General features: G+C 53.5%; 13 protein-coding genes. 6 read left to right on the top strand and 7 right to left on the bottom strand.

Translation table 11 applies throughout. The features are described 5' to 3' along the window. Positions 1-108 precede the first annotated feature (108 nt). The 4 genes from ycgZ to fdhF all read left to right on the top strand — a co-directional run bounded on the left by ycgZ (position 109) and on the right by fdhF (position 3,325). Positions 109-348, top strand: a complete 240-nt coding sequence (gene ycgZ / locus ACNQ0W_RS11185) for a regulatory protein YcgZ (protein ID WP_045349022.1) — start codon at positions 109-111, stop codon at positions 346-348. 4 nt (positions 349-352) lie between these two features. Next, positions 353-673, top strand: coding sequence for a hypothetical protein (locus ACNQ0W_RS11180; RefSeq protein WP_062932578.1), 321 nt, complete (start codon positions 353-355; stop codon positions 671-673). 29 nt (positions 674-702) lie between these two features. Then, positions 703-981, top strand: a complete 279-nt coding sequence (locus ACNQ0W_RS11175; protein WP_003857748.1) for a biofilm/acid-resistance regulator YmgB/AriR — start codon at positions 703-705, stop codon at positions 979-981. Between the two features lie 193 nt (positions 982-1,174). Beyond that, positions 1,175-3,325: a formate dehydrogenase subunit alpha gene (gene fdhF / locus ACNQ0W_RS11170; RefSeq protein ID WP_062932577.1), complete on the top strand. Its 2,151-nt coding sequence runs from the start codon at positions 1,175-1,177 to the stop codon at positions 3,323-3,325. Positions 3,326-3,374: 49 nt separating this feature from the next. Here fdhF and ACNQ0W_RS11165 read toward each other — a convergent pair whose 3' ends face one another. The 6 genes from ACNQ0W_RS11165 to ACNQ0W_RS11140 are packed head-to-tail and all read right to left on the bottom strand — an operon-like array spanning position 3,375 to position 9,379. Beyond that, on the bottom strand, positions 3,375-4,028 hold the full coding sequence (locus tag ACNQ0W_RS11165; protein WP_062932576.1) for a helix-turn-helix transcriptional regulator: 654 nt from the start codon (positions 4,026-4,028) through the stop codon (positions 3,375-3,377). Positions 4,029-4,069: 41 nt separating this feature from the next. Continuing rightward, entirely contained in the window at positions 4,070-4,582 is a 513-nt protein-coding gene (locus ACNQ0W_RS11160; protein ID WP_062932575.1) for a fimbrial protein, read from the bottom strand. An 11-nt stretch (positions 4,583-4,593) separates the two neighbouring features. Further along, the gene (locus ACNQ0W_RS11155; RefSeq protein ID WP_062932574.1) at positions 4,594-5,541 is read right to left on the bottom strand and encodes a fimbrial protein; all 948 of its coding nucleotides are present in this window, start codon (positions 5,539-5,541) and stop codon (positions 4,594-4,596) included. A gap of 1 nt (position 5,542) precedes the next feature. Further along, complete coding sequence (locus ACNQ0W_RS11150; protein ID WP_062932573.1) at positions 5,543-8,086, bottom strand: fimbria/pilus outer membrane usher protein; 2,544 nt, start codon at positions 8,084-8,086, stop codon at positions 5,543-5,545. Between the two features lie 27 nt (positions 8,087-8,113). Beyond that, positions 8,114-8,791 carry a molecular chaperone gene (locus ACNQ0W_RS11145; protein ID WP_062932572.1) on the bottom strand — a complete coding sequence of 226 codons (678 nt, stop codon included), beginning with the start codon at positions 8,789-8,791 and terminating at the stop codon, positions 8,114-8,116. A gap of 57 nt (positions 8,792-8,848) precedes the next feature. Next, on the bottom strand, positions 8,849-9,379 hold the full coding sequence (locus ACNQ0W_RS11140; RefSeq protein WP_045347448.1) for a fimbrial protein: 531 nt from the start codon (positions 9,377-9,379) through the stop codon (positions 8,849-8,851). A gap of 354 nt (positions 9,380-9,733) precedes the next feature. Between ACNQ0W_RS11140 and ACNQ0W_RS11135 the strand changes: the two genes are divergently transcribed. Next, the gene (locus ACNQ0W_RS11135; protein ID WP_062932571.1) at positions 9,734-10,393 is read left to right on the top strand and encodes a winged helix-turn-helix transcriptional regulator; all 660 of its coding nucleotides are present in this window, start codon (positions 9,734-9,736) and stop codon (positions 10,391-10,393) included. Between the two features lie 77 nt (positions 10,394-10,470). After that, entirely contained in the window at positions 10,471-11,100 is a 630-nt protein-coding gene (locus ACNQ0W_RS11130; protein WP_062932570.1) for a helix-turn-helix domain-containing protein, read from the top strand. A 46-nt stretch (positions 11,101-11,146) separates the two neighbouring features. Here the strand turns inward: ACNQ0W_RS11130 and ACNQ0W_RS11125 are convergent, their stop codons facing one another. Continuing rightward, on the bottom strand, positions 11,147-11,341 hold the full coding sequence (locus tag ACNQ0W_RS11125; RefSeq protein ID WP_003857766.1) for a YdiH family protein: 195 nt from the start codon (positions 11,339-11,341) through the stop codon (positions 11,147-11,149). Positions 11,342-11,420: the final 79 nt, after the last annotated feature.

Raw genomic sequence — 11,420 nt, 5'->3', positions numbered from 1 at the left:
ACCGAGATCTACACCCGAGGTTAGTCGTCGGCAGCGTCAGATGTGTATAAGAGACAGGTATACCTTAAATGTAACGTTACTGATTACGAAAATTTACAGGAGCGAAACATGCAGCAGAACGGACACTTCGCAGACTCAGCAACAGCAATTGCGCAGTACTTCGAAAAAGCCGCGCTTCCTACTCAACAGGAAACATTGGGTCAGGTTGTTGTTGAAATCCTTAGCGACGGGCGGAATCTGAATCGCAAATCGCTCTGCACAAAACTATTAAGTCGCCTTGAAAAGGCCAATGGCCCGGAAGAGGAACATCATTATCACATGCTTCTTGGCCTGCTCTTCGAACGTTAATGTTATGAAGAGCAGTGATGCGGACAGACTGATCGACCAGCTTATTGGAGAAGCCGCTCTTTCACTTTTGAAGGAGCGCGGTCCCGTGACGACCGAGGGATTGATTCAGCGTCTGCGTAACATGCAAGCATATGAAAAGGATCCCCAGCGGCGGGAGACATTAGCGCGAGTGATAGCTGAAATCAGCTCTGGCACGGTCGCTTTTAAAGGTCGCAGAACCGCACAAGGACGAATATCGAGAGAGGGATCTCTCAAAAATAACCGAGACAATGTAGTGCCGTTATTTGGAAATGGAAAACCGTCCGATCCCAAAAAGATACATTGACTACAACTTTACAGCTACGGTGAGAACAAATGAGACAAAATATTCAGCTTCAACCCGAATACCACTCCGCCTTTTTAGATAGCGCGTTGTCGGAGTATTTCCGTCACGCAGGCGATCGCTTTGCTGAAGAGTCTGCCATTTTTTCGACTGCGGTTCGTTGTGTTCTTGCTTCCGAAGGTCATCTGACCAACAAAGCGATCATTCTCTGGCTGATCCAGACGCTGGAATCCACCGACGATGTCGTTAAGGCGGATGTGATCCGCAAGACGCTGGAAATTGTCGTCGGTTACACCATGGACGATCTTTAACGCCTCTCTCTTCCCATCCCTGCGGATAGCGTGTCATCGTCACTTCTGACGAACAGACTGACGATGACACGCCCTCTTTTGCCTAACACCCTGTTAATCAAGCACCCTGAATGTGGCATGGATCCTGCTTAGTCCACTAAGGGACTGGGCTTTCCAGTAAACAGTGCTTCATTTCTTAACAGGTCTGTTATTGATGAAAAAAATCGCCAGCGTCTGCCCCTACTGCGGTGCAGGCTGCAAACTAAACCTCGTCGTTGAAAATAACCGGATTATCCGTGCCGAAGCCGCTGATGGCGTAACCAATCAGGGCACGCTTTGCCTGAAAGGGTACTACGGCTGGGACTTTCTTAATGATACACGGCTGCTTACCCCCCGCCTGACGCAGCCCATGATCCGCTACAGCAAAGGCGAGGCCTTTACCCCTGTGACCTGGGAAGAAGCCATTCGCTATACCGCTCACAGGCTTAAAAGCATCAAAGAACAGTACGGCCCTCGCTCCATTATGACCACGGGTTCCTCGCGGGGAACGGGCAATGAGACCAACTACGTGATGCAAAAATTTGCCCGTGCGGTGCTGAATACTAACAACGTCGACTGCTGCGCCCGCGTCTGTCACGGTCCGTCCGTTGCCGGTTTACAGGAGACCCTCGGCAACGGCGCCATGAGCAATTCCATTAACGATATTGAAAACTCAAAATGCCTGCTGGTATTCGGCTATAACTGCGCCGACTCTCACCCCATCGTCGCCCGACGGGTGCTTAAAGCCCGTGAAAATGGCGCTAAAATCATCGTCTGCGATCCGCGTCATATTGAAACGGCACGCATTGCCGATCTTCATCTTCAGTTAAAAAATGGCAGTAACATGGCGCTGGTCAATGCCTTTGGCTATGTCCTGCTGGAAGAGGAACTGTACGACAAAAACTACGTTGCCCGCTTTACCGAAGGGCTTGAGGCGTACCGGCTGACGGTAAAAGATTACGCCCCCGAGCAGGTTGAACATCTGACGGGGATCCCCGCGCGGGATGTTCGTCAGGCAATGCGCATGTTCGCGGCGGCGCCTTCAGCGACGGTGATGTGGGGAATGGGCGTCACGCAGTTTGGTCAGGCGGTCGATGTGGTGAAAGGTCTCTCCAGCCTGGCGCTGCTGACCGGCAATCTGGGCCGCCCTGCCGTCGGCGTGGGTCCGGTTCGCGGGCAAAATAACGTTCAGGGTGCCTGCGATATGGGCGTTCTGCCCAATATGTTCCCCGGCTACCAGGACGTCACTGATCCGGCGGTCAGACTGAAATTTGCCGATGCGTGGAAAATCAATGTCAACCGGATGGACGATCGCGTCGGAACGCGTATCACCGAAGTGCCGCATCTCGCGCTGGAAGGTAAGATCAAAGCATATTACATCATGGGGGAAGATCCGCTTCAGACAGAAGCCGATCTGGGTCTGGTCCGCCGCGGCGTTGAGGCGCTCGATTTTGTGGTGGTTCAGGACATCTTTATGACCAAAACGGCAGAGGTGGCTGACGTGCTGCTCCCAGCCACCTCATGGGGAGAACACGCCGGCGTGTTCACCTGTGCCGATCGCGGCTTCCAGCGTTTCGGCAAAGCCATTGAGGCCAGCGGCAACGTGAAGCGCGACTGGGAGATCATCAGCCTGCTGGCCACGGAGATGGGCTATCCCATGCATTACGAGGATAACCAGCAGATCTGGGACGAAATGCGCGAGCTGTGCCCCCTCTTCTACGGCGTGACCTACGAAAAAATGGGCGAGATGGGCCATGTGCAGTGGCCCTGCCCAACCCTCGATCATCCCGGCACGCCCTACCTGTACAAGGATAATCAGTTCGACACCCCCACTGGCAAAGGCCAGCTATTTGCCGCCCCCTGGCGCGCCCCGGCGGAGATACCGGATGCGGATTACCCGCTGGTACTGTGCACGGTGCGCGAAGTGGGTCACTACTCATGTCGCTCAATGACCGGGAACTGCGCGGCGCTGCAAAGCCTGGCCGACGAGCCGGGCCGGGTGCAGATCAACCCGGCGGACGCGGATGAACGGGGGATTGCCGAGGGCCAGCTGGTCTGGGTGCGTTCACGCCGGGGTAAAGTGATCACCCGCGCCAGCATCAGCGAGCGCATCAATGCGGGAGCAATCTATATGACCTACCAGTGGTGGATTGGCGCCTGTAATGAGCTGACGCAGGATAATCTCGACCCGATCTCCAGAACGCCGGAAACGAAGTATTGCGCCGTGCAGCTGGAGGCGATCGAGGACCAGCGCCGGGCGGAGGATTTTGCGGCTTCCTCATACCAGACCATGAAGACGCGGTTGATCGCTGCGGTTAACGTTTAACTGCATTGCCGGGTGGCTATCGCTGCCCGGCCCGCTATCCGCTGCCGTTTCAGGCTATTTGTTGTGCATAATTATTTTCCAGGTAATCGCGAAGCAGGTTCGGTCGGCTTTTTTTCTCCATCAGCCTTCTCAACAGTACGATCAGCTCGTAATCGCTTCGCAGATTAAATTTCTGCATCATCATATATTTATGGGTAAAGACCGTTTTTTCGCTCATCTGCAACGCGTTTGCGGTCTGCACCACCGACAGCCCCCGGTAAAAATTGACCATAATACGAATCTGTTGCCGGGATAAACCTTTATGCTGGCAGTCGAAACAGGTCTTTTTATTCCAGGTGTAACCCGGTAATTGCGTTGCGAACCACGCAATAAACAGAACGCCGCTTATACGATCAAGCGACGCCCGGCGCGGGAGAAAAATGATGTCCTGAAAGCAGGAAGGCAGCGCCGAAAAGCGCTGCTCATCGTCAACGAGACCTATCACAATGCCTTTTTGCCTGGCCAGTAACTCCGGAAAACAGGTCAGCGTTTCCCCCTGACATAATGAAAGAACAATAATATCGGCCTGGCTGACGTTTTCATTGGTCAGCGCCAGGTGAAATGTAATGGAGCGATGAAAGTTATGCTTAAAAAAATCGTCGAAAAAGCTCTGTAGCCCAGCCTGAAAAAACAGATCCGTTTCCTGAATCAGAATATTTAACATAGTTCACACCAACGTCTTTAAAAAAGGCTTATCACCGGCATTCAGTTGTACTGCATCGTCATCATAACAACCGCACTGATGCTTCCCGGCGTGGCGCCGCCCGTCATGGATGTTACCGAGGCCAGCATAGCCAATGTCGCGGTTCTGTCCGCGGCAATGGTCTGGGTCATGCTGGAGCCTGTTCCTTTAAGCGCACCGGTTTGGGCATCGCGCATGGCTATCGCCACATGCGTGGCCGAACCGCTGTTCATAAAATAGTCCGCGCCCGCCTCGGGATCGGGGCTGCCGGTGAAAGCGACGGTCACACTCTGCGTTCCCGTTGGGCACTGGGTAAACAGCAGACTGAAAGGCACCGGATCCGATGTTGAGCCCGGCGTCGCCATATTGGTTGCCTGAATATTGCCCAGGTTGACATCGAGGCTGTTACTGCCGCCATTAAATATGCACGGCGACGCCACGATATTTCCCGTCACACCGATGTTGACGCTATCAGCGGAGCATACCTTCCCGCTGAGTAAGGCAAGTAAAAGCAGTGTCCAGCATCTTATTTTCATCTTCTTACCTGCTACTGGTAGGTCACATTAAGGGTGGCGGAGGCATTCGCTGAACCTGACTCCACGCGGGTTAACGTCTGGTAATATCGGGCCGTTAGTGGCAATGTCTCTTGCCCCCCGGCAGACTGCCGCAAAAACAGTCGGCTGTTCATCACCAGCGGTGCACCGTTATAGATAAGCTGCACCCCTACCCCTTTCGCAGTGCCGGCATTTCCCTGCCCGGTTAAGGCCATCACGCTGGTATTGGCGCTGTCCGGATTCTGTATTCCACTGAGCGAGACCGTAATATTGGTTCCGGCGGCACAGGTCAGACCCAGGTTTTGCGTGTTCTGTGCTCCCGCTGGCGTGGTGCCCACTGTGGAGCCGAACGCCGAAGCGGGAATATCCCCTATCGGAAACGTCAGCTGGGCCGTATTTACCGTGCACGCCAGAGCATTGATGGTGCCGGAGGTGAGCTGCGTGGTCAGACCGTCACGGTAGAGGCCGTCGCTTCCCTGAAGCGTTACGACGCCAATCACACCCGGCGTTAATGCCCCCGATGAGACCGGCCCCGTCACCACCAGCTCAATCCTCCCGCCGTACCAGTCCACATAGGAGGTCTGCGCATTGTACGAGAACGTATTGCTCGGGTTTTCAAAATAGCCGTTGGAAGAAAAGCGTATCCCTATCCCGCTGACGTTCGTGTTGTAAACATGGTTGCCGTAGCTGCTCAACGTAGCGCCGTTGTAGCGCATGCTGAATCCCAGCATCAGCGGATTCGTACACCCGGTAAGATAGGAGCCTGTGGCTGACGCCGCGCCGGAAAATACCACCGTGCCGACAGACGCATCGCGCTGCACGTTGATCGTCCCCACGGACAGGGTGGAAAGCTGCGGGGTGATGGTGGTGCAGGTACCGGCCCGAGCCATATTTGCCGCCGCGAGCAAACAGAGCAGCAGCATCGTCTTAAGACATTTCATGTTAGCGTTCCTGACGGCAGGTGGCGCGCATATCAGCGATCCCACCGTACGTTGAGTGATTCGGCAGCGTGAAAACAGCGCGGCATTGCTGGCTGGCCTGACTTCCCCATGTGGCGACTAACGTTCCCTGCTCGCGCATCCCGGTTAAATAGACCTGACCGCGATCGCCGACAATAAAACTGCCGCTGTCATCACCCACAAGGGTGACCACCGCCCCAAACGGAACGGCGCGGTCGTTGTCGGTCAGGGTCATCAGCACCCGGCGTCCTGACTTCGGCAGATAATCGGCTCTCACCACCGCTCCCCGCGTCGGCGTCACCGTGCGGGTGTTGATCTCCAGCTCGACATCGTCCGGCATATTTTCCGGGTCGAGGGTGAGATCGTTTTTCCGGTAGACAGAAAGGTTGCTCACGACCGTATATCCGCGAAAATCGGTCCGTACACCGGGCTGATTGCGGATATCCACATCGTGGGCGCCAGGGGCTTTGATTAAGACACTGGTCTCCCCCAGCGGCTGGGAAAGCGTGATGCCATCAGCATGGGCGAGAATGCCGCCTTGCAGCCCGTAATTCAGGCGTTCACTGTTTTTGTCATAACCATAACCTGCCGTGACTTCGCCACAGGCGCCTTTATAGTCCACGTTCACGTTGCCGGTATTCCCCACGCCCTCTGTGCCGTATCCCTGCTGTACGTTCCAGCTCAGGGAACGGTTTTCGAGCGCCACTCCGTTCAGGCCGACGTTATGCGTCGTCCCGTTATTGCTGCTGGCGTTCATGCCATAGTTAGCCCATGTCTGCGGCAAAAATTTATCCAGCGGAATGCTGACGTTGAACGCCAGAAGCTGGTCGTGGTCAGCGTTTTTTTGGCTGTCGCGGGTCTCTGACGCTGAGCGGACATTTTTGCTGTAGGTCCATGTCAGGCCATAGCTGATGTTGTGCCAGTAGTTGCTATAACCGACGCTCCACGAAGCCATCGACTTACCGTCATTCCAGTAATCTTCCCGCGCCGCACTGAGGGTAAGCGCGCCCAGGTTGTCCCCCAGCGTCTGGCTCATCGTCAGCTCGGCACGGTTACGCCGCCTGTCCTGAAGCGCGCTGCTGTCGCCGTACGAATCGAGGACGTCCTGCATCCCGTAATAGCCGCGGGTCGAGTAGCGATACCCGGCAATCGAAAAGTTCGTCCCGGTAGTGATAAAATTCTTGCTGTATCGGGCCCGCCACGACTGACCGCTTGTTTTCGCGGTATGTTCCGGCGTTGACCAGCCCTGAGTGACGTCTGCGGATACAGCCCCGAGATCGCCCATGTTCTTGCCCACCCCCAGAGCCGCTGACTGGTACTTATCTGCCCCCTGAACGCCGCCATAAAGCGTGATGCCGTGCGGGAGGCCGTAAATTCCGGTCAGTTGCCCGAAGGGGGTTTTCTCCACGCTACGGTTATACGAGCGATACTGCCCGGCGGTAAGGGCATATTTCAGGCGTCCCTCCCGTTGCAGGACCGGCAGCGAAGCGTACGGCAGGGTGAAATGTTGCTCACTGCCATCGGCTTCGACGATCGTGACATCAAGATCGCCCGCGCCGCCGGTGGGATACATGTCCGCGATCTCAAACGCGCCCGGCGCCACATAGCTTTGGTAGATTTGATAGCCATTCTGACGCACCACGACCTGCGCGTTAGTTCGCGCAATACCGCGCACCACCGGCGCATAGCCTTTCAGGGAATCCGGCAGCATATCGTCGTCGGACGCCAGCTGGACGCCGCGAAACGGCATGCTGTCAAAGACATCGGCAGGCGCGGAACTGTCCCCGAGCGTAAACTGGGCTTGCAGGGGAATGATCGCGCGCTGCATCAAGGTGTAGACGTTGTCCCACTTATCCTGGCCGGACGCATCGCGGGACCAGGTGGTATAGTTGCGTAACCGCCAGGGGCCAACGTTGATCCCCGGCCGCAGGTTTGCATACTGGCTGTCGCTGCGGGTGCCTGCCCCGCTTCTTGCCCGGCTGTTCGCCCCGCTCAGGCTGTAGTTGAGCATGGCCGCGGTAATGCCTTCATCCCACATATCCGGCGGAACGTAACCTCTCGCTGGCAGGTCTATGGCCGCCTGTGGGATGCTGATCGCCAGGCGCTGGGCGCCAAACTGGAAATCCGCGCTGGCCTGTGGAATCGCACTGAGATCGGCGCATTTACCTTCCCCGGCGGCGAGCTGCGGGAAAAGCGCCGTTTTCACGCCCCACGCTTTTAACTGCCCGATACTCAGGCACGGCTGCAACGTTTCACTGCCGTTAGCATCCTTCACTGCCATAAAACGAATATCCCGCGTTTCCAGCAGCCGATCGTCAAGAATAATATCAACGTGGTATGTCCCGGGCGCCTGTGAGCCGGATTCAAAGGCAGATAAATCTGCTTTTCCCATTCCGGGATTATCCAGCTCTACCAGTTCCGTATTAAACGTCTCACTGGCATGCAGCGTGGGAGAGACACCAGCAAGCGCGAGAGCAATAAATATTGCCAGACGCGCAGGCTGCATTGTATTCAATGCCGTTGTCATGACGAGCACCTGATTAACGCAGAAGGATCACAAACTGGCCCTGTGTAATTCGCCAGGGCTGCCATAATCGTTAATGACTTTAAACGTCAGCGTATTGCCAGTGCTTCCATTCGGTAACGGAAAACGGGCTGAGCCTGAAGGCATCACGTACGTGACATCGTCAAGTTTCTTATTACCCAACGTAATTTCATTGAAATTGATAACGTACGGCGTAGGGTTATTAACCTGAAGGGTATTTCCCGCACGACGCCAGGTTAATTTATTGGCCTGCTCCTCAGGGGTAGACGCACGAAGCGTCTCTGGCCGGTAAATTAATTTGATGCGCGTTTTGACGGCAATTTGCAGCGAGTTCATCTGCTTTGAGGCTGACGGAATCGCTTTGATGTTCAGCCAGAATAAACTCTCCTGCCCCTGAGATAGCGAGCCTGTTATGACTATACGCTCAAGGTTTTTTTGCCCACCGTCCAGCCGATACAGCGGAGGAGTAATAATAAAAGGCGCTTTACCCGATTGTTCATCCTGAACATCTATCCACGACTGGATTAAATAAGGAACGCTATCAGGATTCGAAACATTTATTGACGCCTCTTTTTTAGCCCCATCAAAAATAACACGGGTGCCGCCAATAATTACGCCTGCACTGGCGGATGTTAACGTCAGCGGTAACAGCGCCATAGCCAGGCCCGTTGTCGTGATAAAACGCATTTTTTTACCTCATAAAACAAGGGGCCGGGCGGCCCCCCGCTAATTACTGCCATTGACTTAGTTGTACACCACAGAGAAGTTTGCGACCGAGTTAGCCGGGCCCGCGGTAACGGATGCCGCGGTGGAGATATACTGCGCGTAGAAGTTCAGCGTATTATCAGCCGTACTGCTGAGCGGGTAGATATAGCTGTTGCTGCCGTGCAGCGGCAGATCGGCTTTATCTGCCGTCATCAGGTTAATCGCCACCCCGGTGGCCGCCCCCGCCACGGACGTATCAATCGCCAGCAGGCTGGCGTTGGTTAAATCCGGTGTGCCGTCAAAACGGACTTTTGCATTGGTGACCGTTACCGGACAGTTTTTCAAAATAATATTGAACTGCGTCGCAGCCGTTCTCGCCCCGGTTGTCGGGAATTCCGTTTTATAATAATCGCCCAATACCACCACCTGATTCTGGGATGCCACATCAACGTCGCAGGCAGAATCCAGAATATTTCCGTTAAAATTAACGGTACCGGCCGCTGCGAATGCATTGGTCATGGTGAGTACAGAACCTGCTGCTACCATTGCCATCATCAATTTTTTATTCATAATTTTATATCCCGTATTACTCTATTTATTACCGACATTCAGTTGCAGAAATAAAACCCCTTCCGACGAGTCAAAATTTATACAACTCTTTTTCGGCATACAATCAATTTTGAGGTCTAGCTGTAGACCCCCTTTTAACAAATACAAAACATATTCACTCGGAAATACCTTAAGAATAATGGCCGCAGTCTACTTTTAGACCTGAATAAAAAAGTTCGCAATTTCAATTAATTAACACCTAAAAACAGATAAGTCTATAATTAGACTCGCTGCAAACATTCCCTGACCTGCTGTTTTTTAAGATAATTCTTTATGCCGATCAAAAAATGATCGCGTCAGTCAGTGAGGTCTCAAATGAATACCCGATTCGCGCCTGTGTCAGAAATTGATAAGTCAACGGTGCTCGGCGCTAAGCCTTTTAAGCACATTGAAAAAATAATCGATAATGTTTTGCCGCATGCGGAGAGAGGCATTATTGCCAGAGGGGAAATTATCCATTATTACTCCGGCGATAGTCGTCAGTGCTTTTTACTGTTACATGGCAGCGTGGCGTTGCACCGTCGCGGGGACGGTATCGTCCTGAATTCTGAATCCGCGCCATTTATACTCGGCGTGAGCAGCCAGTTTTCTTCTGAACACCTGTACGTCAGAGCGCTGGAAACCTCAGAGGTGGCCAGCGTTTCGCTGGCGTGTTTTAATCGTATTGTCGCACAACAGAATTTATGGGAGCACTTCTCAAACCTGCTGATCTATACCGCATCGCGCGTCTACGAACATTGCGCCCAGATATCGCAAATGTCGGCTTATGACATTATTCGCTTTCAGCTGGTCGAGTTGATGCAGGAGCCGGAAGCCATAAGACAAAACATTACCGCCGCAGCCTATATCAAAAGCCGCACCTATCTTTCACGCAGCGGCATTATGCGGATCCTCGCGGAGTTGCGGACGGGAAAATACATCACCATGGAGCGTGGCGTGCTAGTGGAGATCCATCACTTACCCCGTAAGTATTGAGGCTGTATTTATCTCTGGAGAAGGTGGAAAAGAAGAGCGACACTATAGAGAGTACAGTCTTTTTCCAGGTTAACGCTATGTCTTCTGATAAACCATCGCATCGCGGCTCTCCCTATGCTCAGGAACTGATTTCTCATTTACAGCCGCACTGCGCCACGCATAGAACCGATCCCGGCGAGCAACTTGATCTCCAGGTTAACGGGCAGAGCATGTGTTATTTAATTCTTGACGGCACGGTCGCCATATACAGAAGAAGCGACGACATGATGCTTTCGACGGCGCGCAGTCCCGCCCTGTTTGGTCTCGCTAACCTGACGGACATCTATTTTACCGACTACCTTCGAACGGTAACGCCTTGCCTGATTGGTGTGCTCACGACCGATCGGGTGGCTGAAATTATCAAAGAGAAGGCGCTCTGGGGGCTGCTTTCTAATCATCTGATGTTTATCTATAACCGCCTTTATCACAACGTCATGCCGAAAGGCGCGCCAACCGCGTACGAGATGATTCGCCAGCAGCTCGTGCTGCTGATGCAGGAAGATGACAGCTACCGACGCAGCGTGACGGCGGAAAGGTATATCAGGGATAAAACCCAGCTTTCCCGCAGCGGCGTAATGCGTATTCTGGCTGATCTGAAAACGGGCGGGTTCATCGAAATGGAAGAAGGCCGGCTGATTAAAATTAACAAACTGCCTGCCAGATACTGACTGTCAGACACAAAAAAGGCCGCGCTTGCGGCCTTTTCTTCACTGCTTAATGGACGTGAACGCCCAACCGCCAGGCAAAGTAGATCTCTTCTTTCAGTTCGTTTGAAGAGAGCGCCAGCAAATCCGTAAATTCCAGCTCAAGCTGTTTCAGCTTTTTCAGGTACTGGGCGGGAGACAGATTGCTTTTATCGCGACGTAAATATTCAATTGCCAGCTGTGTTGGGGTTATTTCAGTATCCATGATGTCCTCGCTTATGTTCAAAACGTGACCAGTATATCACAATCGAGCGGCTAATTTTTGACCAAAAGCAAGACATCCG

It is taken from the genome of Enterobacter cloacae complex sp. 6730903, assembly GCF_048283985.1.
Lineage (GTDB): Bacteria > Pseudomonadota > Gammaproteobacteria > Enterobacterales > Enterobacteriaceae > Enterobacter > Enterobacter hormaechei_C.
The sequence above is the reverse complement of the archived record's forward strand: the minus strand, read 5'-3'. Positions and strand labels throughout refer to the sequence as shown.